18 protein-coding genes are annotated in these 24,195 nt (G+C 73.0%); 9 read left to right on the plus strand and 9 right to left on the minus strand.

Annotated elements, in window-relative coordinates:
* Nucleotides 1–10: 10 nt before the first annotated feature.
* The 6 genes from ACH4SI_RS02785 to ACH4SI_RS02810 all read right to left on the minus strand — a co-directional run bounded on the left by ACH4SI_RS02785 (nt 11) and on the right by ACH4SI_RS02810 (nt 7,562).
* A complete protein-coding gene (locus ACH4SI_RS02785; protein WP_398291743.1) occupies nt 11–1,099 on the minus strand; it encodes a sugar ABC transporter substrate-binding protein in 1,089 nt (362 codons plus the stop codon).
* A gap of 1 nt (nt 1,100) precedes the next feature.
* Nucleotides 1,101–3,620, minus strand: a complete 2,520-nt coding sequence (locus tag ACH4SI_RS02790; protein ID WP_398291745.1) for a SpoIIE family protein phosphatase — start codon at nt 3,618–3,620, stop codon at nt 1,101–1,103.
* Between the two features lie 209 nt (nt 3,621–3,829).
* Entirely contained in the window at nt 3,830–4,186 is a 357-nt protein-coding gene (locus tag ACH4SI_RS02795) for a hypothetical protein (protein WP_398291747.1), read from the minus strand.
* 105 nt (nt 4,187–4,291) lie between these two features.
* Nucleotides 4,292–5,155, minus strand: a complete 864-nt coding sequence (locus ACH4SI_RS02800; protein WP_398291749.1) for an SAM-dependent methyltransferase — start codon at nt 5,153–5,155, stop codon at nt 4,292–4,294.
* 150 nt (nt 5,156–5,305) lie between these two features.
* A complete protein-coding gene (locus tag ACH4SI_RS02805) occupies nt 5,306–6,832 on the minus strand; it encodes an alpha/beta hydrolase (protein WP_398291751.1) in 1,527 nt (508 codons plus the stop codon).
* A 79-nt stretch (nt 6,833–6,911) separates the two neighbouring features.
* Complete coding sequence (locus tag ACH4SI_RS02810; protein WP_398291753.1) at nt 6,912–7,562, minus strand: hypothetical protein; 651 nt, start codon at nt 7,560–7,562, stop codon at nt 6,912–6,914.
* Between the two features lie 114 nt (nt 7,563–7,676).
* Between ACH4SI_RS02810 and ACH4SI_RS02815 the strand changes: the two genes are divergently transcribed.
* Nucleotides 7,677–8,300: a GPP34 family phosphoprotein gene (locus tag ACH4SI_RS02815; protein ID WP_398291755.1), complete on the plus strand. Its 624-nt coding sequence runs from the start codon at nt 7,677–7,679 to the stop codon at nt 8,298–8,300.
* On the opposite strand, the gene ACH4SI_RS02820 is transcribed toward ACH4SI_RS02815, so the two are convergent.
* Together ACH4SI_RS02820 and ACH4SI_RS02825 are read right to left on the minus strand one after the other, a co-directional pair.
* Complete coding sequence (locus ACH4SI_RS02820; protein WP_398291757.1) at nt 8,294–9,448, minus strand: carboxylesterase/lipase family protein; 1,155 nt, start codon at nt 9,446–9,448, stop codon at nt 8,294–8,296. The two genes, ACH4SI_RS02815 and ACH4SI_RS02820, sit on opposite strands and share 7 nt — an antisense overlap.
* Entirely contained in the window at nt 9,439–10,335 is an 897-nt protein-coding gene (locus ACH4SI_RS02825; RefSeq protein ID WP_398291760.1) for an MBL fold metallo-hydrolase, read from the minus strand. Before ACH4SI_RS02825 ends, ACH4SI_RS02820 begins: the two co-directional genes overlap by 10 nt.
* 79 nt (nt 10,336–10,414) lie before the next feature.
* Here ACH4SI_RS02825 and ACH4SI_RS02830 point away from each other — a divergent pair, with 79 nt between their 5' ends.
* The 7 genes from ACH4SI_RS02830 to ACH4SI_RS02860 all read left to right on the plus strand — a co-directional run bounded on the left by ACH4SI_RS02830 (nt 10,415) and on the right by ACH4SI_RS02860 (nt 22,280).
* Complete coding sequence (locus ACH4SI_RS02830) at nt 10,415–13,222, plus strand: ATP-binding protein (protein WP_398292342.1); 2,808 nt, start codon at nt 10,415–10,417, stop codon at nt 13,220–13,222.
* Nucleotides 13,223–13,562: 340 nt separating this feature from the next.
* The gene (locus ACH4SI_RS02835; protein ID WP_398292344.1) at nt 13,563–15,815 is read left to right on the plus strand and encodes a HelD family protein; all 2,253 of its coding nucleotides are present in this window, start codon (nt 13,563–13,565) and stop codon (nt 15,813–15,815) included.
* A gap of 344 nt (nt 15,816–16,159) precedes the next feature.
* Complete coding sequence (locus tag ACH4SI_RS02840) at nt 16,160–16,921, plus strand: GNAT family N-acetyltransferase (RefSeq protein WP_398291762.1); 762 nt, start codon at nt 16,160–16,162, stop codon at nt 16,919–16,921.
* Nucleotides 16,922–17,324: 403 nt separating this feature from the next.
* Complete coding sequence (locus tag ACH4SI_RS02845; protein WP_398291764.1) at nt 17,325–18,128, plus strand: CAP domain-containing protein; 804 nt, start codon at nt 17,325–17,327, stop codon at nt 18,126–18,128.
* 98 nt (nt 18,129–18,226) lie between these two features.
* Nucleotides 18,227–19,951, plus strand: coding sequence for a glycosyltransferase family 39 protein (locus ACH4SI_RS02850; RefSeq protein ID WP_398291766.1), 1,725 nt, complete (start codon nt 18,227–18,229; stop codon nt 19,949–19,951).
* 167 nt (nt 19,952–20,118) lie between these two features.
* Nucleotides 20,119–21,126 carry a hypothetical protein gene (locus tag ACH4SI_RS02855; protein WP_398291768.1) on the plus strand — a complete coding sequence of 336 codons (1,008 nt, stop codon included), beginning with the start codon at nt 20,119–20,121 and terminating at the stop codon, nt 21,124–21,126.
* Nucleotides 21,123–22,280 carry a S8 family peptidase gene (locus ACH4SI_RS02860; protein WP_398291770.1) on the plus strand — a complete coding sequence of 386 codons (1,158 nt, stop codon included), beginning with the start codon at nt 21,123–21,125 and terminating at the stop codon, nt 22,278–22,280. Before ACH4SI_RS02855 ends, ACH4SI_RS02860 begins: the two co-directional genes overlap by 4 nt.
* Before the next feature lie 57 nt (nt 22,281–22,337).
* On the opposite strand, the gene ACH4SI_RS02865 is transcribed toward ACH4SI_RS02860, so the two are convergent.
* Complete coding sequence (locus tag ACH4SI_RS02865) at nt 22,338–23,003, minus strand: TetR/AcrR family transcriptional regulator (protein ID WP_398291772.1); 666 nt, start codon at nt 23,001–23,003, stop codon at nt 22,338–22,340.
* 82 nt (nt 23,004–23,085) lie between these two features.
* On the opposite strand from ACH4SI_RS02865, the gene ACH4SI_RS02870 reads away from it, so the two are divergent.
* Nucleotides 23,086–24,195, plus strand: a complete 1,110-nt coding sequence (locus tag ACH4SI_RS02870) for a DUF3533 domain-containing protein (RefSeq protein ID WP_398291774.1) — start codon at nt 23,086–23,088, stop codon at nt 24,193–24,195.

Genomic DNA, 24,195 nt, shown 5'->3' on the forward strand with positions numbered 1-24,195 from the left:
ATCACCTCCGTCAGCGGGTGAGGCCGGCCTTGTCGCAGGCGGGCCGTAGCTTGGGTGTGCAGATCTGCCCGATCGTGTACACACCGTCCTTGACCAGGGTCTTCTTGATGTTGGCGGTCGTCACGGCGATCGGGGTGAGCAGGGAGGCCGGGATGTTCTCGGTGGTGGAGTTGTCGACCGTGGTCCGGGCGATGGAGCGCAGGCTCTGGCCCCGCGCCAGGGCGACGGCCATGGCGGCGGCGGCGTGCGCCTCGCCCTTGAAGGGCTTGTAGACGGTCATGTACTGGTCGCCGCTGACGATGCGCTGCACGGCGTCGAGGTCGGCGTCCTGGCCGGTGACCGGCGGCACCGGCCTGACCCGCGCGGACTTGAGGGCCGAGATGGCACCGGCGGCGACGCTGTCGTTGACCGCCAGGACACCGCCGATCCGGTGCGGGCTCAGCGCGGTGATGGCGGCCGCCATGTGGGCGTACGCGTTGTCCGGCCGGTACTCGATGACGTCGTACGACTTTCCGATCCTCACCTTGTCCTTGAGGACGGACAGCGCGCCCTTCTTGAACCAGACCGCGTTGGGGCTGCTCGGATCGCCGTTCAGCATGACGATCTGGTGGCCGCCCCCCTCGGCCCGCATGGCGTTCAGGAGCGCCGTGGCCTGGAGCCTGCCGACCTGTCCGCCGTTGAACGAGGCGAAGCCCGAGATCGGGCCCTCGGCGAGCCGGTCGTAGGCGATGACCGGGATGCCGGCCTTGTGCGCCGCCTGCACGGAGGAGCGCAGCGCCTTGGCGTCGACCGCGTCGAGGATCAGCGCCCCCACCCCCTTGGTGATCATGGAGTTCATCTGCCGCTGCTGGTTCGCCACGTCGTCGCCCGCGTTGGCGTGGTCCACGGTGCAGCCGGGGCACAGCTCCTTCACCCGCTTCTCGATCAGCGGCCGGTCGGCGCTCTCGTACCGGGTGATCTGCTGGCTCGGCAGCAGCAGGCCGACGGTGAAGCTGTTCCCGTGCTGCGCCCCGCCGTCCTCTCCGCAAGCGGCCAGGGACGCGGCCAGCAGTCCCGCGGCCACGGCGGCGACGGCGCTGCGCGTACGGGACATCCTCATGTCACGCACCCCCTTGCCGGACGCGGGGCCCGGGCTCGGTGTCACCGGGCCCGGCATCGCCGGGTTCGCCGACACGGGGATCGGTCTCACCGGTATCACGGCGGGGCACGACGATCTCGCTCCACACCTGCTTGCCGCCGCCGACCGGTACGGAGCCCCAGGCCGCCGACAGCGCCTCGACCAGCAGCAGACCCCGGCCACCAGTCGCCTCCCAGTCCGTGATCACCGGCTTGGCGGGCGCCCGGGGAGAGGAGTCGGTCACCGCGACGCGCAGCCGGTCCACGGCGTACGTGAGGTCGAGGCGGACCGTGCCGTGGGTGTGCATCAGCGCGTTGGTGACCAGTTCGGAGACGACCAGCAGCGTCACATCGCCCTGGTCCGCCAGGCCCCACGAGCGCAGCGTGCGCGCGGTGAAACGGCGGGCGTGCATCACCGCGTCGGGCAGCCGCCACACCAGCCAGCCGGCCCGGATGGGCCGGACCCGCATGCCGTCGTACCGCAGGAGCAGCAGCGCCACGTCGTCGTCCCGCCGGTCCGCCACCGCGAGCAGCGCGTCGGCCATCCGGCCGAGATCGGCGGGAGCGGTGGCCAGCGCGCCGCGCATCCGGCGCATGCCCTCGTCCAGATGCAGACTCGAGGACTCGACCAGACCGTCCGTGAGCAGTGCGAGCACCGTGCCCGGGGCCAGCGGCTCCGCCGTCATGGGGAACTCCGCGTCCGCGACGATCCCCAGCGGCAGCCCGCCCTCGACCACCACTTCCTCGGTGGTGCCGTCCGGGCGGCGCACCAGCGGCGCCAGATGCCCGGCCCGGACGAACCAGGCGTTGCCCTCCTCCATGTCCAGCTCGACATAGGCGCAGGTGGCGAACAGGTCCGCCTCCATGCCCACGAGCAGCCGGTTGGCGTGGGACACCACCACATCCGGCGGATGCCCCTCCACGGCGTACGCGCGGACCGCCGTCCGCATCTGGCCCATGATCGTCGCCGCGGCCGCGCTGTGCCCCTGCACATCGCCGATGACCAGCGCCACCCGGCTCTCGGAGAGCGCGATGACGTCGTACCAGTCGCCACCCACCTGGAGTCCCCGCATCGCGGGCAGATAGCGGGCCACGGCCACCCCGCCGGGCAGCGGCGGCAGGCTGCGCGGCAGCAGGGAGCGCTGGAGCATCGTGGCCAGCTCCTGCTCGGCGTCGTAGGCGTGCGCCCGCATCAGGGTCTGGCCGACCAGCCCCGCGGTCGCGGTGAGCAGCGACCGCTCCTCCGGGCCGAACGGATGCGGAGCGTCCCAGCCGATCAGGCACACCCCCGCCACCTGCCCATGGGCCGGAAGCGGCAGCACGGCCAGCCCCCCGGGGCCGATGCCCGCGAGCGCCGGCTCCAGCGCCGCACCCGCGGGCCACAGCCTTGGTCGGCCCTCCCGCAGTGCGGCCCGCAGGCTCGGCAGGGCGTGCAGCGACGCGTCGGGCCACTCGGAATGCCACTCCGAACGCCACAGCTCCGGCCACGCGTCGGCCTGCGGCGGATCGAGCCCCACCACCACCAGCCGGTCCGCCTGCAGCTCGGCGAGCGCCACCCGGTCCGCTCCCAGCGGCTCGCCCAGCGCCGCGACCACCACCCGGCTCACGTCCCGTACCGTCATCGCGTTGTCGAGCGCGGTCGTCAGCCACTGCACCCTGGACACGTCGTCGGCGCGCGGGCGCAGCGCGGCGGCGCTGGTGACCACGCCCACGACGCGCTCCGGCCGGCCCGCAGCGTCGGTCCCCACCCGGCAGCTCAGCCGGAGCCAGCGCACCTCGCCGGTCGAACGGCGGACCCGGAACTCCAACTCGCGGTCCCCGGCCACCTGCGCGGTCGGCTCGACGACCGACAGCAGCGCGGGCAGGTCCTCCGGCACGGTGCGCGCGAGCAGCGTGTCCACCGTGCCGTCGAAGTCGTCCGGGGCGATGCCGACCAGGTCGAGCAGGGTCGCGTCCGCCTCGATCAGACCGGCGCCGGGCAGCAGGACGAACGATCCCACGCGCAGACTCCGCAGCGCGGGACCCAGCAGCGTGGTCGCCCCGGTGCGGAGCGCGGGGCGGGACGCACCGGCCGCGCGGAGCCGGGTGGCGATGGCGTCGGCGTAGCGCAGCAGAAAGCCACGCTGCTCCGTCTCGAAGCCGTCCGCGGCGCTGCCCACGATGAGCAGGCAGCCCAGCCGGCTGCCCTCGCCGCCGAGCGGCAGCGCGCCCAGCGAGGCGCCGGGCCACCGCTTCGCCGCCCCGTCCTGCTGATAGGCGGCGAGCGCCGCCGAGTCCAGCCACAGGGGCCGGCCGGTGCACAGGGCATCGGCGGCGGGGGAGCGGTCGGACAGCGTGTAGTGCTCCGGCAGCGCATGCGGAGCCGCGGTGGCCCCGGCCGCCTTCGCGGTCTCGACCAGCCGCAGGCCGTCGCTTCCCTCGCCCAGTACGTAGACGGCCGCCAGCGAGACCCCGGCGAACGCCAGAACCCGCTCCCTTCCGGTGGGTTCCGGCGCCGGGGACATCGGACCGGCATCATGGGGCATGTTCCCGTCTGCCTCCCCTCCGTGCCGCAGGTACGGGCAGGTGGAAGTCCCCGGAACACGGGCGGCGGGGGCAGGGGTGCCGTATCCGGCGATGCCGGACCGCGCCGCCCAGGAGTGGCAGGGCACCCACCCACCAGAATGTCACAGCTCAGGGAAGCCGCAGGGCGGCCGGAAGGCTGAGGGGATGCCTAGAGCATGCCGACGATGCTGGGCGGGGCGAAGAGATGGCGGGCGCGGTGCTCCAGGGCGAGCACGGCGGGAAGGCTGCCGGACGCGTCCGACACGCACCTCTCGCACTCCGCGTCGGCCTCGGGCAGCTCCGCGACATGGCGGGTGGCGATGTGCCGCGCGAGCCGGATCTGGGTCGACACGATGGAGTCGTGGGGATCGCAGTCCACCCCCGGGCCCAGCTCCTCCAGCGCGGCGTCCACCAGTTTGGGGGCCTGTTTCATCGCCCGGTACAGCTCGGTGCACTTGCCGCACCCCCACATCCAGGGCGGAGGCAGCGGCCACTCGTCGGCGGGGTCCACGTTCCTGGCGCTCATGTCGTCACAGTAGCGAACCGGGAAGGCACGCACAGTGACTTGACGTAAATCCCCTCAAGCGAGGGGCGACGGGACAGGAACGGGGAACCGGCCGCCGGCCATGCCCTACGGCTTACGGGCGACACCCGCCCAGAAGGACACCTCCTCGTCGGTCACATCGCCGGTCTCCACCCCCGGGTCCCCGGTGGCCAGGTCGGTGCGCCAGCGATGCGGCACCACCAGGCCGGGCTCGACCAGCTCCAGATCGGTGAAGAACCGCTCCACCTCGTCCCGGGTGCGGATTTTCCCCTCGATGCCGCCGCTGTGGTAGATCTGCACGGTGCGCTGGGTGGCCTCGGGATCGAAGTCCGGGGTGATGTGGCTGAGGATGAGGTATGAACCGGGCGCGAGCGCGTCGACCAGCTTCCGCACGATTCCCTGCGGCTCCCACTCGTCCGGCACGAAGTGCAGCAGCGCGCACAGACTCAGTGCCACCGGCTGGGACAGGTCCAGCACCTCGGTGACGCCGGGGGAGGAGAGGATCGTGTCGGGGTCGGCGACATTCGCGTCGACATACGCCGTGCGCCCCTCGGGATGGCTGGTGAGCAGCGTCTGCGCGTGAGCCAGCACGATCGGGTCGTTGTCGGCGTACACGACCCGGCACTCCGGTGCCACCGACTGGGCCACCTCGTGCAGATTGGGCCGGGTGGGGATGCCGGTGCCGATGTCGAGGAACTGACGGATGCCGCGCTCGGCGGCGAGGAACCGGACCGCGCGCTGCATGAACGCCCGGTTGGTGCGCGCCGCGACCATGACCCCCGGCCACAGCGTGAGCACCTTGGCTGCGGCCTGGCGGTCGGCGACGTAGTTGTCCTTGCCGCCCAGGAAGTAGTCGTACATCCGGGCGCTGTGCGGTCGTCCCTGGTTGAGCGGGGTGTTGGGGGGCTCCGGCCCGCTCCCGGTCTGGGGTGCTACCCCTTGCGCGCTCACGTGGCGTTCTCCTCCGTCTCCGGGCGCGATCCGTGGCGATCGCGGCGCCTCTCCGCAAGGATCGTAGGCCGCCCGCCACGGCCGGTTACTCGCGGGTCCGCGTAACTGTGGGCAACGCAACGGCCGTTGGCGGGGCGGCCGGACACCGGCTCACCCACCCGGCCGGTCCTTCCGGCAGACCGTGTCCCGCGCGGGCAGCTCCCCGGTCCGCAGATAGTCGTTGACCTGGCCGTACACACAGCGGTTCGGATACAGGCCGTACACGCCGTGCACCCCGGCCTCCAGGGTGATCAGGCGGGAGTTCGGCATCCGCCGGTGCAGCCCCTGCCCATTGCTGTAGCTGGTCCGCGGATCGCCGGTGGCCTGCACGATCAGTCCGGGTGCGGCGTTGCCGCTCCGCACCGGCGGCTCCACCGGCGCGTTCGGCCAGAAGGCGCATGGGTTCACGCCGTTGAACAGCGGGCCGTACAGCGGCGCCTCGGCCCGGCTGCGCTCGACGTTGCGCCGGTACCAGGACAGGTCGTGCGGCGCCGTCGCGTCTCCGCACAACAGGGCCAGTTGGAGCGAGTTCTGCACCTCCGCCTCGTCGTCCGGCGGACCGAGCTCCGAGGCCAGCCACTCGGTGGGCTCGACCGGGCGCCCGGCAGCCGCGTCGTACAGCACCCGGATGTTCTCCGAGGCGTCGGCGAACCGCCGGTCGTCGAACAGCAGCGCGGCCAGTATCTGGGGCACTTGCCGGCCGTCGGCCGTGTAGCGGCCGACCCGCAGGGGCGTGCGGGCGGCCTGCCAGGCGATGCGCTCCACCGTGGCCCGGGCCTTGGCGGCGGTGTCGCCCAGACCGTAGGTGTCGCTCCGGCGGGCCGCCCACGCCGCCCAGGTGTCCAGCAACTCCTCATTGGCCGCGGTCGCGTCGTGGAACGCCTGCACGTGGTAGCGCGCCGGGTCCATCGCACTGTCCAGCAGCAGCCGGTCGGTGCGGCCCGGGAACATCTTCGCGTACACCGCTCCCAGATAGGTGCCGTACGAGATGCCGAAGTACGACGTCCTCGGCTCACCCAGCACGGCGCGCAGCACATCCATGTCGCGGGCGGTGTTCCGGGTCGTGAAGTGTCGCAGATACGACAGGCCCTTGCCGTACGTCCGCTGACAGCTCCGGACCAGGTCGGCCTCGTAACGGGCCTGGGCCCGGAACCCCGCGGCGTCGTACCCGGCGGAGCGCAGCCAGTGCCCGGAGGTACCGCAGCGCAGCGGGCTGCTGCGGCCGACTCCGCGCGGATCCATGCCGATCAGGTCGTACCGGGCGGCCAGCTCCTTGCCCATGGCGGGCGCGTCGAGCAGTGGCATGTCCAGCGTGGTGCCGCCGGGGCCACCGGAGTTGTGCATCATCAGACCGATGCGGTGCTCCGTGTCGGTGGCCTTGATACGGGAGAAGCCGACGGTCAGGGTGCGCCCGCCGGGCTTCCGGTAGTCCAGTGGCACCCGGATCGTGGCGCAGCGGGCCCCGGCCCGGTCCAGCTCCGGATGATGGCATGCCGTCCAGTGCGGGCGCTGGGTGGTGAACGGACGCAGGGGGTCGGTGTCGGCGGAGGCGGTCTGTGGGGAGGCGAGGTGTCCCGTGACGGCGACCGCGGTGGCGAGTGCACCGACGACGGCGGTGCGGACCATTCGTAAACGCATGGTGAGCAGGCTCCCGCTCACCGCACCCCGCTCACCATGGAGCGCGCACCCCGCGAATACGGGGGAGAGCCGGATGGTGTCAGCGGACGCGCACGCGACCGCCCGAGAAATGGCCGAGCGCCCGATCGATCTCGGTCTCGCTGACCGGGTGGCGGAGGAGCGGGAAGACGGCGAGGTGCAGCCGCGATACGCCCTTCCGGTTCCGCTGCGTGCGGCTCCGGACCTCGGGCTGGTCCAGCCCGGTGACTCCGGGAGCGGTGGCGGCATCGGGGACGAGCGCCACCATCAGCACGCTGAGGCGTTCACGCTTCTTCACCTGGAGATGCGTGACCGCGGCCCAGGGGAGGAATACGGGCTCGGGCGCCGCGTCGAGGACACACCACAGGCCCTCCCCGGTCACCCGCATCGCGACCGGGGAGATCTCCTTCACCGCCCAGGTCTGCCTGAGCCGCCGGATCGCGGCGAACCGGCGCTTGCCCTCGCGCAGTTGGAGCAGTGCCCCGGACAGGACGAGCACCAGGACCAGCTCGGTGCCGAAGGTGGAATCGGCACCGGAGGCGAAGACGAGAGAGAAGGCGCCGCCCAAGAGCAGGAGCACGCACACGGTGCCGATCAAGCCGGCCCACGCGGTCCGCGGCAGGGCGCGCAGCAACGAGGCCCGCGCCCGGGCCACCGCCCCCGGGTCGGTCTTGACGACGTACTCCTGGACCGACCCCAGTTCCATGTGCATGATCACAGTCTCGATCACCAGGTGGCGTAAGCCAAGTCCCGACCTGGAAGGATGCATCCGTACGACACGGGGAGGACACTGGTCGTAACGGTCACCGTGACAGGGAGCCCTTTCATGACCACACCGCGGGACCTGTTGATCGTCACCATGGACGCGGAGCCCAGCCGCATGGTGGAGCGGGGCGATCTGTCGCTCGCGCTCGCCGCGGCAGAGCTGATCGACCTCCTGGGCGCCCAGGAGATCGGGCTGGACGGCGAGCGCATCGTGCCGGGGCCCGCGGGCGCGCCCGCCGACCCGCTGCTGCACCAGGCCGCCTCGTCGCTCGTCCGGGAGGCGCCGTACGAGTCCATCGGCGACTGGCTGTGGCGCAGGGGCCGCGGGCTGTCCGCGGACTATCTGTCCGCGCTGGAGGCGGACGGGCAGCTCGTCCGGCAGCGCAACCGCCGCTGGAAGGTGTTCTGGACCCGCGAACTGGTCCTGGTCGACACCGAAGCCCGCCGCCGGGCGGCGAACCGCGAGCGGTCGGACGAGCCGGTCCTCGCCGCCCTGACGGAAGCCATCGGCATCCGCGATCCGGGCGGCGAGGGGACCGGGGAGGCCCCGAAGGTGTCCGACGACGCGGTGGCGCGTGTGCTCGCCGCCCTCGACGACGCGCTCGCCGAGCTGGCGGCCGAACGGCTGCGGCGGGACCGGCGGCGCGACGAGGCGGCCGTGGACAACGTCCGCCGCGGCTACTGAGCCACCGCGGCTCTCTCACCGAACCTATGCGTCCCCGACCAGCCGGGATCCCCGGTCGTGGCGAAGCGCACCCACGCGCCGTGCATCTCCGCGGCGAGCGACGGCGGCACATCCGGCCCGAGCAGCCCGTCCGGCGTACGGAGGGCGGGCAGGCCGGTGTTGTCGAACACGAACGGGAGTTCCGCGGTGTGGCAGGCGCCGAACGGGCCGTCCCGCCAGTCGAATTCGTACGTGTACGCCTTGCCGTGCAGGGACACCAGCCGCTGACTGGCGTCCCGGAACATCGCGTCGATGCCCGCACTCAGCCGTGGCAGCTGATACAGCAGCGATTCCTGGGTGTTCGTGCCCACCATCAGGTCCACCGGGGACGCCTCGGGTACCTCGTCCAGCACCGGCCGGAACGGAGTCAGCCGTGCCCCGGTATCGGGCAGTTGTTCCACCGCGGACACCAGCCGTTCGTCGGTGACCTCGGCGAATCCCGCCACCGTCGCCGGAACGCCCAGCAGGCCGGCCAGCGCCCGGGTCTTCTCCGCCGCCTGTTCGCCCGTCACTGTGTCCAGCCCGCCGCTCTGGCTGATGGCGCGCCGGAACAGCCCGGCCGCCTCGGGCGTCACCAGCAGCGTGCTGACCAGCATCGCGCCCGCCGACTGCCCGAATACCGTGACCCGGTCCGGATCCCCGCCGTACTCCGCGATGTGCTTGCGGACCCACCGCAGCGCGGCGATCACGTCCAGCAGGCCCCGGTTGCGCGGCGCGTCCGGCAGATCGAGCCAGCCGGGCGCGCCGAGCCGGTAGTTGAGGGTGACCAGGACGACGCCGTCACGGGCGAAGGACGTCCCGTCGTACAGCGGCGCCTGGCCGGTGCCGGACACGAAGCCGCCGCCGTGGACGAAGACCATGACCGGTGCGTTGCCACCGGCCCCTTCCTCCGGCGCCCAGATGTTGAGGGTCAGATAGTCATCGCCGCGCACCCAGCCCGAACCCAGCACCGGGCTCAGGTCCAGCGAGAACCGCCGGGCCGGTGCCGGGGCGGTCGGACCCGGTCCGTCGTGCCCGGGTACGCCGTCCACCGGCGTCGGCGCCGCGAACCGCGCGGCACCGGTCGGGGCGGCGGCGTACGGGATGTTACGGAAGACCTTCACCGCCATGTCGCCCACTCCTTCACCGCGAACCGCTCGCCGTCGCGCCGCACTTCGGCCGCGCCCGCGCCGGGGAAGTGCGCGGGGAACAGCAGGGCGCCCTCGTCGGCGGCCGACTCCAGCACCCGGCGCCTGGTGATCCGGGCGCGCTCCTCGTCCTCGTCGAAGCAGGGGCAGTCGTCGGGCTCGACGAACTGCAACGGGCTGTGCAGCAGGTCGCCCGCGAACAGCGCCCGGTCCGTGCCCGACCGCAGCCGTACGACGGCGGAGCCGGGCGTGTGGCCGGGGGCGGCTTCGAGGCGCAGCTGGGCGTCGATGTCGTAGTGCTCGCCCTCCCACAGCACGGTCTGCCCCGCCTGGTGGACCGGGGCCACGCTGTCCTCGAACACGTTGGCCATGCGCGAGCCCGAGCGGGTCCTGTGACCGTTCTCCGGGTTCCAGTAGTCGAAGTCGGCGCGTGCGATCACGTACTCCGCGTTCGGGAAGGTCGGCCGCCACTCGCCGTCGACCAGCGTGGTGTTCCAGCCGACGTGGTCCCCGTGCACATGCGTGCAGATCACCGTGTCGACGTCCTCCGGCCGCACCCCGGCCGCGGCCAGCTCGCCGAGGAAGTCGGTGTTCAGGCGGTGGAAGAACGGCATGTGCGGCCGCTCGCGGCCGTTGCCGATACCGGTGTCGATGAGGATGGTCCGGCCCTCGCTGCGCAGCACCCAGGTCTGGATCATCGTGCGCACCTCGTCGGCGGCCAGGTCCAGGAACGCGGGCGCCAGCCAGCTCTCGTTCGCGTGCCAGTGCTCCATGGGGATGTCGGGAAAGATGATGTCGCGGGCGAGGCCCTTCGGGGGCAGCTCGACCACGCGGGTGATGTCGACGTCGCCAAGCGTCATGGTGTCCATGCGTCCAGCCTGCTCCCCGGCCCGGGGCCGGCGGAATCCGTCACATGACTGCACCGGCCGATACAGTCGGGTGATGACCATGGTCGGAAGGGAGAGCGAGAGCGCGGCCGTGCTCGGTGTGACCCGCGGCGTGCTGATCGTGACGGGAGAACCGGGCGCGGGCAAGAGCACCCTGCTCGGTCTGGCCGCGGACCGGCACCGGGGCCGGGTGCTGCGGATGGCGGGCAGCGAGAGCGAGGCGAACCTGCCGTTCGCCGGACTGCACCAGCTGCTGCGGCCGGTGCTCGACGACACCGCCCGCCTGCCCGCCCGCCAGCGGTCGGCGCTGCTGGGCGCGATCGGGGTCGAGGACCCGGGCGCCGGTGCCGCGAGCGGCGGTGCCACCGGTGCCGCGGGCGCCGGCGTCGATGCGACCGGAGGCGGGGGTAACGGCCCTGAAGCCACCGGTCGCGGGGAGACGGGTGCCGGGGCCACCGGCGATCGGGGCGTCGGTCCCGGAGCCGCCGTCCCCGCGGCCGACCGCAACCGCGCCACCCCTCCCGACCGGCTGCTCCTCGGCGTCGCGCTGCTCGCCCTGCTCTCCGAGCTTGCCCAGCGGTCGCCCCTGCTCGTGGTGGTCGACGATCTGCAGTGGATCGACACCGGCTCGCTGGAGACGCTGGCCTTCGCCGCACGGCGCATCGACGACGAACCCCTCGCCGTGGTCGCGGGGACCCGGGACACGACGGGCGCGGCGGCCCCGGCGGCGTTCTCCGGATTCCCCACGCTCCCGCTGGGCCCACTGGACGCCTCCGCCGCGGTCCAACTGCTGGACCGGCAGCCGTCACCGCCCACCGGCAGCCGCCGGATGCGCATCCTCGACCAGGCCGCCGGAAATCCGCTGGCCCTGGTCGAACTGGCCCGGGCGTACGGGGCGCCCGGTACGGACGCCACGCATTCCTCGGACCCCACCGGCGAAGACCTCCTGCCGCCCACCGACCGCCTGATGCGGCTCTACGCCGCCGACCTCGACGCCCTCCCCCCTGACACCCGCCACGCCCTGCTCCTGGTCGCCGCCGACGAACGGGCCGTGGCGGGCCGCGTGGAGGCGCTGGCCCCGGCCGAGGCCGCCGGGCTGCTCCGGATCACCGGCGGCGGCGACACCCGGCGGGCCCGCTTCCGGCATCCGCTGATCCGGTCCGCGATCTACCACTCCGTACCGCTGGCCGCCCGGCGCCGGGCGCACCGCGACCTCGCCGCGTCACTCACCGGGGAACCCGACCGCCGCGCCTGGCATCTGGCCGCCGCCGCGGAGGGCCCGGACGAGGAGATCGCCGCCGCGCTGGAGGAGTCCGCGGGCCGGGCCCGGACCCGCGGCGGGTACACCGCCGCCGTCACCGCGCTGGAACGCGCCGCCGAGCTGAGCCCCGCACCGCACGCCCGCGCCCGCCGCCTGGTGGCGGCCGCCCGCGAGGCCGTCGCCACCGGTCAGCCCCACTGGGTGCGCGAACTCGCCGCGCGGGCGCGGGCGCTCACCGACGACCCGGCGCTGGTGGCCGAGGCGTCGCTGCGGGTCGGGCAGGTGCTCACCCTGAGCGCCGAGCACGACACCGCGCTGACATTGCTGACACGGGCGGCGGAGGACCCCCGGCTGCGCCGGACGGCCGTCGTCCTGGCGTCCGTGGCCGGTTTCTACTCGGGCGACGAGGACCACCGCCTCGCCGTACGGGCACGGGCGCAGGGCGACCCCTGGACGCTCACCGTGACCGACCCCACGGAGGCCCGCTCCGAACGGGTGGCGGCGCTCCCGGCCCTGGTGGAGGCGGCGGACGGCGACCCGGCGCTGCTCAACTCGCTCGGCGCGATGGCGTGGCTGCTCGACGAGACGGCTCTCGCGGTACGGATCTTCGACGACGCCCTCGACCGCTGGCGGCTGCGCGGCACCCTGCCCACCGGTCTCGGCTGCACCGCGGGGTGGGCATACCTGGACCACGGGCTCTGGGCGCAGGCCCGGCTCGCCGCCGCGAACAGCGCCTCCTCCGTCGCCGGGCTGCCCCACCTCGAGGCCGCCGTACGGTCCCTCGAAGCCGCCCCGCTGGCCCTGACCGGGCGGACCGCCGAGGCCCGCACCGCCGCGTCGGCCGCCCTGTCCCTGGTCGACCCGCACCGCAGCCGCGCGGTCGCCGTCCGCGCCCGCTGGGCGCTGGGCATGGCCGCCGTCGCCGAGGGCGACCAGAGCACCGCGTACGAACAGTTCCGCCTGCTGTTCACCGCCGACGGCGACCCCGTCCACTACGCGTGCTCCCACGCCGGCCTCGCCGAACTCGCCGCCGCGGCCGTACGCACCGGCCACCACGCGGAGGCCGCCGTCATCGTGGAACGCACCGAGAAGCGGCTCGCCGACGACCCCTCACCCCGGATGCGCGCACTGATCCACCGCGCCCACGCCCTGCTCGACCCCTCCCGGGCGGAACCACATTTCCACTCGGCCCTGGCCGACTCGGCGGGCCGTCAATGGCCCTTCGAACGCGCCCAGATCCTCCTGGACCACGCGGAATGGCTGCGCCGCGCCCACCGCATCACCGACGCCCGCCCGCACCTGCACACCGCCCTGGAAACCTTCCGCCGCCTCGGCGCCCACCCCTGGACCGACCGCGCCCAGGCCGAGCTCCGCGCCGCCGGCGTCGACCCGGCCCCCGCCGCCCCGGACGCCCTGACCTCCCTCACACCCCAGCAGCAGCACATCATCCGCCTCGCCGCCAAGGGCCTGAGCAACCGCGAGATCGGCGAGCGCCTCTTCCTCTCTCCCCGGACCGTGGGCTCCCACCTCTACCGCAGCTTCCCCAAACTGGGCGTCACGGCCCGCTCCCAACTCCGCGAGGTCCTCGAGGCTGCCGGCCAGGCGTAGACCCCCGGGCGATCGGGGTGGGCAGACGACTGGACCGGCAGCCCTTTCGGCGAGGGGGCTGCCGGCTTCGTGGCGTCAGGGGGGACGAACGCTTGCCCGTCCACAATTCCCCTACCACCAATGGCCTTTGCTTCGATGGCGCCATTGCTGATGAGGGAATAGCCCTTCCTGCGCCACGCGGTTGACGATCGTCGGGGCAAAAAGAAAACCCCCGGTCACCTTGACGACCAGGGGATTCCGCTGCGTATATTGGTAATTTGTGTGCCTGTGCACATCAAAGATACACAAAAGCTTGATGAAGTCATCATATCCAGTGGGAGTTGAATTGTCAAACGCGGAATTGCGTCAGGAACAGGAATTCATCGCCCTGCTCCATGCGCGTCTCGCCGAGCTGCGGGCCGGGGCCGAGGAGGCGGTGAGTGACGCCCTGTCGATGGAGGGGCGGAATTTCCAGGCGCGGCTGGAGCGCGATGTGCTGGTGGCCGAGCGGTCCGGGCTGCTCGCCGCGTTCGACGCGGGGGAGCGGGGGCTGTGCTTCGGGCGGCTGGCGTTCCGTGACGGCCGCGACCATCACATCGGGCGCATCGGCATCCGGCGCGACGACGCGGAACGCACCCCGCTGGTCATCGACTGGCGGGCCGATGTGGCGCGCCCGTTCTACCTGGCGACCGGGCACACCCCGATGGGGCTGCGCCGCCGGCGGCACATCACCACCGAGCGCGGGCAGGTCACGGCCCTGCACGACGAGATCCTGGACCTGTCCGACACCGTGCGGACCGGGCACGAGAACAGCGACGCGGACGCCGTGCTGCTCGCCGCGCTCGACTCGGCCCGTACCGGCCGGATGCACGACATCGTGCAGACCATCCAGGCCGAGCAGGACCGGATCATCCGCGCCCCGCACCACGGCGTGCTCGTCGTCGAGGGCGGCCCCGGCACCGGGAAGACCGTGGTCGCGCTGCACCGCGCCGCCTATCTGCTGTACGCGCAGCGCGAGCTGCTGGCCCGCCGCGCCGTGCTGGTCCTGGGGCCCAACCCCGCTTTCCTCGGCTACATCGGCGAGGTGCTGCCCGCGCTCGGCGAGACCGGTGTGCTGCTCGCCACGCTCGGCGAGCTGTACCCCGGGGTGACGGCCACCGGCACCGACACCCCGGCGGCCGCCGAGGCCAAGGGCCGCGCCACCATGGCGGACGCCCTGGCCCGCTTCGTACGGGACCGGCAGGTGCTGCCCGACCCGGCGATCGTGATCGACCACGACGACGGTGACCTGGTCCTGGACGCGGACATCGCGAGCGACGCGCGGTGGCGCGCACGCGAGACCCGGCTGCCGCACAACCTGGCCCGCCCGCATTTCGCGTTCAGTGTCATCGACGGGCTGACCGCCCAGCTCACCGACCGGATCGGCGCGGACCCGTACGGCGGCCCGAACCTCCTCGGCCCGGACGACATCGCCCAGCTCGGCAAGGCGATCGCGGCCAGCTCCGAGGTGCACGCCGCCATCGACGAGCTGTGGCCGGAACTCACCCCGGAGGGGCTCGTCGCGGACTTCCTCACCGACCCCGTCCACGTGTCCGACGCCGACGCCGCCGCGATCCGTCGTACCGGCGGCGCGTGGACCCCGGCGGACGTGCCGCTGCTGGACGAGGCCGCCGAGCTGCTCGGCGAGGACGACTCGGCGGCCCGCGCCGCCGCCGAGGGGGAGCGGCTGGAGCGCATCGAGTACGCGCAGGGCGTGCTCGACCTCTCCTACGGCTCCCGCACCCAGGAGTTCGAGGACCGCGACGACGACGAGTCGGAGGTGCTGGCCGCCCACAACCTCATCGACGCGGAACGCCTGGCCGACCGGAACGAGGAGGCCGACCACCGCAGCGCCGCCGAACGCGCCGCCGCCGACCGCACCTGGGCCTTCGGCCACATCATCGTGGACGAGGCGCAGGAGCTGTCCCCGATGGCGTGGCGGCTGCTGATGCGTCGCTCCCCGACCCGTTCCATGACGCTGGTCGGCGACCCCGCGCAGACGGCGGAGCCGGGTGGCTGCGGCTCCTGGGCCTCGATTCTCGCCCCGTACGTCGAGGACCGCTGGGAACACACCCGGCTCGGTGTCAACTACCGCACCCCGGCCGAGATCATGGCGGTCGCGGCGGAGGTGGCCCGGACCGCGGACCCCGACTTCGAACCGCCGCGCTCGATCCGCGCCACCGGCGTACGTCCGTGGGCGCGGCACACCGCCGACCTGCCGGGCGCGGTGGCCGACGCCGTGGCGCGGGAGTCGGGGACGGAGGGCCGTCTCGCGGTGATCGCCCAGGCCGGCCACCACGATGCCCTCGCGGCCGTGCTCCCGGACGTGTCCGCCGGGCGGTCCCCGGACCTCACCAGCCCGGTGGTGCTGCTGGACCCGCGGCAGGCCAAGGGGCTCGAGTTCGACACGGTGATCGTGGCCGAGCCGGCGGAGTTCGGGACGAGCGACCTGTACGTGGCGCTGACCCGGGCGACCCAGCGGCTGGGCGTGGTGCACACCGGGCCCCTGCCGGAGGGGCTGGGGGCCGGGCTGTCCGAGCCGCAGGACGACGCTGCCGTTTCGCCGGAGCGGTGAGCCGGGGGCGGAGCGCTGAGCCGGGCCCGCGGTGCGGAGGCGTGGAGGCGCGGCGGCGCGCCGCGCCATGGGCAGTCGACCCCGCCCCGGGCAGGGGACGCGCGGCGTCGGTGTCCTGAACGGCGGGGGACACGTCCCCGGCGATCGGACGAACCCCTGGTGGGGGCGGCTGCCGATTTGCCCCGGGCCGGGGACCGTATGCGACAGTGGACCGCCCCGCTCGGCCGGGCGCGCCCGCGCGCGCAGCCGCCGACGGGCTCCCCCTACCTCAGCAGGACAGTCTCCGGGCGCGCCCGCGCGTGTCCGGGCTGTCGCCGTCCCCTACTACGTCCTTCCTGAGAGCGATGCTGGCAACGACTCTTCCTCCCCGGACCACGGACCTGTTCAGCCAGGGCCTGGAGTTGCGACCCGGCTCCGCGCTGCTGCGTTTCGGCGCGGCGCGGCAGCGACCGGCCGGCCGTTTCAGCTGGTCGGGCAATGGTGCCGCGGCGTGGCTCGACGATGTCCGTGGGCATGTGTGGACCGTGGGCGGCCCGGAGCCGGCCGCCGGGCTCGTCCTGCGCGCCGCGCAGCGCCGCCCAGAGAAGGTGCGGGAGTTCACCGGGCCGCGCGGCACCGAGGCCCTGGTCGCCCGCCATTTGCCGGTGAACGACGTCGTCGAGTGGGTGTTCCGCTGGACGCTGGAGGAGCCGCCCGTGCAGCGGGGAGAGGAGCGCGTGGTCGTCCTCGACAAGAGCCACCACGACGAGCTGCTCGCCTTCCTCGGCGAACACAGCCCCGCCCACTCGACCGGCCCCGGCTCCACGGACGTGACCCTGTGGTGCGGAATCCGCGACGAGCAGGGGCGACTGGTGGCCTGTGGCGCCCTGAGCAGCCTGCGGGACAGCGGGGCTCCGCTGATGGCGTCCGTCGCGACGGACCTCGCCCAGCGCGGTCAGGGGCTGGGCGCGGCGCTGACGTCGTGGCTGACCCGGTACGCGGTACGCCGCCACGGGTTCTGCACCCTGTGGCAGCTCGCCGACAACGCCCCCGCCGAACGGCTCTACACCCGCCTCGGCTTCCGCAACGAGGACCCCTGTGTGGCCGCCCGGATCACATCCGACTGAGCGCGTCACACCTCATGACAACAGTCACACCGGCCCCCAGAACGAACGGGGCGCAATAGTAGATACCCGCTCGGGGAAATCGGAGACTTTTCGGCTCTTGCCGACATGTCGTATCCGTGTTCGCCGCGGGGCCGGTGTTATGTTCAGCCTTAAGGTCACAGGGGTTTCTGACGATGGGTCACCGTCACATTCCCTTCACGTGACCTGCACAGCACACCTCGGCGCCCCTTCGCAAGCTCCGTCCCCACTACGACACCCGGTAGTAGCGAACATTTGTTGCATTGCCTTGCCGCGGCGCCAAGACTGACGGCCCACACCGCGCCTCGGCAGTTCTGGCATCGCCGCGCACAGAGTCGGCCGTACACGGGGAGGGCGTGCCGCGACTACCGAGTGAGGGTCACGCATGAGCAAGCACCGGACCACGAAGACGCACCACCGGAAGATGGTCGTCGCCGCCGTCGCCGTGGCCGCAGTGGGTGTGCCGTCGGTCGCGATGGCGTGTCTGAACGGGCCGGGCGACAAGGGCGACGAGGCCCGTGGTGTCGAGACCTCCGCCTCCGCGGGGCAGGAGCACGGGCAGCGGTGGCACGAGAAGAAGAGCCACCACTGGGACGCAGAGAAAGCGGAGAAGACGGCGTCGGCGAACCGGGCGAAGAAGGCGAAGGGGGCGGCGCGGGCGTCGCGGTCGTCCTCCGCCACGCCGAGAGCCCACACGACCGGCGCCCCCGCCACGACCCTGTCCGCCACCGCCCCGGCGGCGGCGAAGTCCAAGGCCCCGGCCACCACCGCCCCCGCCACCAAGGCCGCCGCCTCCCCGTCGTCCGCGGCGGCCGGTGCCGAGGAGCAGGTCGTGGAGCTGGTCAACAGCGAGCGCGCCAAGGTGGGGTGCTCGCCGGTGAAGGTGAACGCGAAGCTCACCGCGGCCGCCGAGGCCCACAGCAAGGACATGGCCGAGCACAGCGACATGTCGCACACCGGCTCCGACGGGTCGTCCCCCGGCGACCGGATCGAGAAGGCGGGCTACTCGTGGAGCACCTACGGTGAGAACGTCGCCTACGGCTACAGCTCGGCCAAGAGCGTGATGGAGGGCTGGATGAACAGCTCCGGTCACAAGGCCAACATCCTGAACTGCGACTTCAAGGAGATCGGCGTCGGTCTCGCCCAGCACGGCGACTACTGGACGCAGGACTTCGGCACGGCCCGCTAGTCCCACCGAGGCCCACCGCCCCGCGCGCTTTTTGCGGAACGCGCTGAGTTCACGTTCCTGGGCCCGTTCGCGGATGCGCACCCTTATGGTCGGGTGCCATGCACGTGGCAGGTGTCCTCGACAGGGTGACCAGGGCGGCCGTGAGTCCGGTGGCGCGGGCCGTGGAGCCGCGGGTCCGGGAGCCGCGGCGGCGCCGCCTGGCCGTGGCCGTCGCCGTCGTGGTGGCCGTGCTGCTCGCGCAGATGGCCGCCGCGATGGTGACCGCGGCCGTGGAGCAGACGCCGACCATCGACGAGCCGGTGTACGTGGGGACGGCGAAGACCTATCTGCAGGAACACAGCCTGCGGTTCAACCCCGAACACCCGCCGCTGGGCAAGCTCGTCATCGCCGCCGGGCTGCTGTTCGCCCACCCCCGCCTGGCTCCCGGTTTCGCCGGGGACCAGGGGGCGCTGGGGCGGCGTCTGCTGTACGAATCGGGCAACGACCCATGGCAGGTGATGCTGTGGGCGCGGCTGCCGGTGATCGTGCTCACGCTGTTGTTCGGGCTGGTCGTCTTCGCGTTCGCAAGGGAGCTGACCGGCCCCGTGGGCGGGGTGGCGGCGCTCGCGCTGTACGCGTTCTCGCCCGATGTCATCGCGCACGGTTCGCTCGCCACGCTCGACGTACCGATGGCCGGTTTCCTGCTGACCTCGGTGTGGCTGCTGTGGCGGGCGCGCCGCCGCCCGTTACGCCACCTGCCGCTCGCCGGGGCGGCGCTCGGCGCGGCCGTGGCCACCAAGATGAGCGCGCTGCCGGCGGTTCCGGTGCTGATGCCGCTGGCGGTGCTGAGTTACGCGTACGCCCGCCGGACACCCGGCACGGGGTGGCGTGGCACAGGACGGCGCGGCACAGCCCGGATCCTGGCGCGGGGCGTGGCGGGCGCGGTGGGCATGGCGCTGGTCGCGCTCGCCGTGGTGTGGGCCGCGTATCTCGCCGTGGACCCGCGGTTGCGCTGGACCACGCCCGGCCATGTGCCCGCCGTCCATGGCTTGCGCGGGCTCGCGGTCGACCTGCTGCCGGTCCCCGAGCCGTTCCGCGACGGGATGCGCATCCAGTTCGGATTCGAGAACGAGCTGTGGCGCGGCTTCCTGTTCGGCCACCAGTACCACGGCTCGCTCTGGTACTACCTGCCCGCCGCACTGCTGGTGAAGACGCCGCTGGGCATGCTCGCGCTGTGGGCCGCCGGTGCCGTCGCGATGGTGGCGGCGCCCCGGCTGCGGCCCGCGGCGCCGTACGTCCTGGTGCCCGCGGCCGTGCTGCTGGCCGTGGCCATGAACGGCGCCCGCGACCTCGGCGTGCGGTACGCGCTCTTCCTGCCCATGTTCCTGGCGGTCGCCGCGGCCGGGCTGGTCACCCTCCGGTGGCGAGGGGCCCTCGGCGTGACGGCGGTCCTGGTGGCCTGCGTGGCGGTCAGCTCGCTGCGGGCCTTTCCGTACTACCTGCCCTACGCCAACGAGGCGTTCGGCGGTCCCGCCAGGACCCATCGGTACCTGCACGACTCGAACGTCGACTGGGGCCAGGACCTGGGGCGACTGGCCGACCGCCTCCGGGGGCGCTACCGGGACGAGCGGGTGTGGCTGGTCTACAAGGGCAGCGGTGTGCCGTCCGCGTACGGCATCCACGCCCACGATCCGCGCAGGGTGTCCCCGGGCCGGGTGCACGGGCTGCTCGTCGTCTCGGACTCCTCGGTCGCCGGGGCGCGGGGGCGGCTGGCGGCGCTGATCGAGCACAGCCGCCCGGTCGACGAGGTCGGCCACTCCCTCACCGTCTTCCGCCGGGCATAACGCCCGGGTGGTGTCGTTCCGGTCGTCCGCCCGGGGGCCGGTTGCTTCATTTCCAGCCACGCTCTGTAGTGTTCACCTCTGCACGTGCGGGGGCGTGTGCCGTTGGAGATCTCTCCTCTGCCGATCTGCGCCCGCTCGCCGGACGCCGACACCGAGGAGGGGAGCCCATGTCGTATCCGCCGCCGCCCGAAGGCCCTGGCAACGCCGGGCCCTACGGACACCAGCCCCGGCAGGGCCAAGCGCCCATGCCACCCCCACCGCCCATGCCACCGTCCCCGCCGCCCGGCCCCCAGCAGGGCTGGCAGGGGGCCCAGGGCGCGCCGTACGGCGCGCAGGGGACGCCGTACGGCGCGCAAGGGCCCCACGGCGCACCGTACGGCGCCATGTCCGCCCCGCAATCGCCGCCGCCCGCGCCACCGAAGAAGAACACCGGGCGCACCTGCCTCAGTGCCTTCCTCGGCATCGTCGGCGGGCTCGCGATGCTGGGCGGTGGCGCGCTGACCGCGCACGCCTACTCGAACGCCGGCCAGAACATCCCCAACCGCACCGCGTACGGCGCGTCGATGTGGCGCAACGAGCCCGCGGACAAGCTCTTCCCGGACTTCGTCGCGCCCAGGCAGGGCACCGGCGAGGCCCGGACGCCCGACCGCGAGCGCGCCCAGTGGCACCGCATCGGGATATCCGAGAAGACCGGTTGTGACGACGGGCTGAGCGGAGCCACCGCGACCCAGGCGGAGAAGCTCGGCTGCAAGGCCGTCCTGCGCGCCACCTATGTGGACCCGACGGGCAACACGGTCGCGACCGTGGCGCTGATCGTCCTGCCGGAGAGCGAGTCCATGAGCACGGAGATGAGCACGTTCTTCGACGCCGAGAAGGAGAAGGACAACCCGGGGCCGGGTGTGAGGGCGTACGCCGTCCCCGGCACGATCGCGGCCAAGTGGAGCGACGCGCGGGCCAACGGCTCGGCGGGGCAGCCGGTCAGCGGCCTGCCGTACGCGCTGGTGGCCTCCGCCGGTGCGGTCGACGGTCGTAAGGCGGGCGAGCTGCCGGGTGAGTGGGGCAAGTACAGCATCGACGCCAAGCAGGACCGGGCCCCGTGGCGGGGCGCAGCCGACGGCCTCGTCGACGCCCTGAAGGTCCACTACTTCGACCTGCTGACGGAGGGGATCTCATGAGCGTCCGGCGACACACCACCGCGCGCCTCACCACGGCCACGACCGCGCTCGTCCTCGGCTCGCTGCTGGGTGTGGCGGCCGCACCGCCCGCGGCCGCCGCCAATCCCACCCCCACCAGCTGGGAGGCGAAGGCGCTCGGCCTCGCCTCGGCGCAGGGCACCGCGCAGGGCGAGGGCATCAAGGTCGCGGTCCTGGACAGCGGCGTCATGACCAACCATGTGGCGCTCCACGGCAAGGTGACCACCGGCCCCGACTTCCTCAAGGACGGTCTGCAGCCCGGCGATCCGCGCTGGGGCGGCCATGGCACCGCGATGGCCTCGGACGTCCTCAAGGTGGCCCCGAAGGCGAGCATCCTGTCGGTCCGGGTGATCGACGACAAGAAGGACCACGGCGGGGACATCCGGCAGGGAGTGAGCCCGACCAGCCAGGGCATCGACTACGCGGTGGACCATGGCGCCGATGTGATCTCCATGTCGCTGGGTGGCGAGATGTTCGGCGACAGCGTCGACGAGGACGAGGTCGACGCCCTGGCCCGGGCGGCCCAGAAGGGCATTCCGGTCATCGCCTCGGCGGGGAACGAGGGCGACATGTTCAACGACGCCTCGTACCCGGCGGGTTATCCGGGCGTGATCGCCGTGGCCGCCACCCAGCAGAACGGCAGCCGCGCCGACTTCTCCACGGTACGGACGTACAACGCGGTGGCCGCGCCGGGCGTGGCCATCATGAGCGCGAAGAACACGGGCGGCTACGAGCCGGTCGACGGCACCTCGCCCGCGGCGGCGCTCACCTCGGGCGTGGTGGCCCTGATGCTGTCGCACAACGACAAGCTGACCCCGGCCCAGGTCCGCACCCTGCTGACCAAGACGGCGCACCACCCGGCCGGCGGGCGCAACGCGCTGGTCGGGTACGGGCCGATCGACGCGGCTGCCGCCGTCCAGGGCTCCTCGAAGCCGCCCGCCGACGGGACGGGCCCCGTGAAGTACACGGGCAAGGAGCATCTGGCCACCCCGGACGGTACGCCGAAGACCCAGCATCCGCCCCTGGAGACGGATCTGGTGACGATCGGCCTCGGCGCGGCGGGCGTGGGGCTGCTGATGGTCATCGGCGCGGTGCTCATCACCCGCGCGGGCCGCCGCGCGGCGGCCCGGGGCTGACACCACAGGTGGCGGGTGGCGAGCGCGCTCGCCACCCGCCGCACCCGCACCCCCTGCTCAGCGCCGGGGGGTGAGAAGCGCGGTGAGCATGTCGCGCAGCCAGGTCCGCAGGGCGTCGAGGTCCGGATCGAGCAGCAGCCGGCCCGCCGCGGCGTCGTGGATGGTGAGGACCGCCGCCGTCAGGGACTCGGGGTCGCGCAGCCCGGGCGGCATGGTGTCGGGGTCGACGTAGGCGGTCACGATCGGCTGGAGCGTTTCGCGCAACGCCTCACGATGCCGGATCAGGGCCGCCGCGGTGTCCGGGTTGCGCGCCGCGTACAGCATGAAGTCGGTGCGTACCAGCACCCAGGTGCGGTCGATGAGCAGCGCGCCCACCACCCGGTCCAGCAGCGCCGGGAGCCCTTCGTCGGGGGTGGCGCCGTCCAGCGCGTGGTGCACCTGGGCCGTGACGAGCGCGGCCTGCCGCTCGTAGAGGGCGAAGAACAGCTCGTCGAGGCTGTCGAAATTGGAGTAGAAGGCGCCGCGCGTGTACCCGGCGGCCTCGCAGACCTCCTCGATTCCCACGCGGCCGAAGCCGCGCTCCGCGAAGACCGTGAGCGCCGCGGCCAGCAGACGTTCCCGGGTCTCGGCCCGCCGCCGGGTGACGCGCGTGGGTGTGCCGTCCGCGCGGCGTCCGCTGCGCAGCGCCCGGCGGTCGAGTGCGCTGTTACTGGCTTCCGTCATGGGCCCCATCCTAGTTCGATACACTCGTGTATCCGATACAGTGATGTATCGAACCCATCGGTGATTGAGGAAGTGCGGATCAGTGAGTCAGGTGGATACGGACCACGCGGAGACCCGGGCGACGCGGAGCGCGGAGCCGGACGCGGTGCGGCCGAAGGAGGAGGGCGCGACGCCCCGAGGATGGTGGGCCCGGCTGCGTGGCGCGGTCCCGCCGCGCATCGCGGCGATGCTCGTCGGCGCGCTGCTGCTGCAACTGGGATTCGTCCTGAGTTACGTGGGAGCGTTCCACCATCCCCAGCCGCATCGCATCCCGATCGCGGTCGCCGCGCCGCAGCGGATGGCCCCGGACGTGGTGGAGAAGCTCAACGGGATACCCGGCCACCCGCTGAAGGCCACCGCCACCGACGAGGCAACGGCCCGCGAGCGGCTGCGTACGGGGGAGATCAGCGGCGCGCTGATCGTGAAGCCCGCATCCCACACCGACACCCTCCTGGTGGCCGGTGCCGGTGGCGCCTCCACGGCGAGCGCGCTGGAAACGGTGATCGAGAAGGCCGAGAAGACCCAGGCCCGCACCGCGAACGTCGTCGACGCGTTCCCCGCGCAGGCGGGTGACGCCCGGGGCTTGAGCAGCTTCTACCTGGTGGTGGGCTGGACGGTGGGCGGCTATCTGTTCGCCGCGCTGCTGGGCGTGTCCCTCGGCGCCCGCCCGGCCACCGCGCGCGGCGCCGGGCGGCGACTGCTGGCGGCCGTGCCGTACGCGGTGCTGTCCGGCCTGGGCGGCGCGGCGATCGTGGGGCCGTTGCTCGGCGCCCTGAACGGACACTTCCTCGCCCTGTCGGCGATCGGAGCCCTGGTCGTCTTCGGTGCCGCCGCCATGACGATCGCCTTCCAGGTGCTCTTCGGCGTCCTGGGAATCGGCGTCACGGTGCTGCTGTTCGTGGTCCTCGGCAACCCCAGCGCCGGTGGCGCCTACGGCCCTGAGCTGCTGCCCCCGTTCTGGCGGGCGCTCAGCCCGGCGCTCCCCAACGGCGCCGCCACCCACGCCGTACGCCACGTCATGTACTTCTCCGGCCACGGCATCGCCGCCAACCTGGCGGTGCTGACCGCCTACGCCCTCGGTGGCGCGCTGGCCGGCGTCCTCGGCGTCACCCTGATCCGGCGGCGGCGCGCGGCCGGAGCCGTGTCCGGCTGA

The organism is Streptomyces sp. NPDC021212, from assembly GCF_044332925.1.
Taxonomy (GTDB): domain Bacteria; phylum Actinomycetota; class Actinomycetes; order Streptomycetales; family Streptomycetaceae; genus Streptomyces.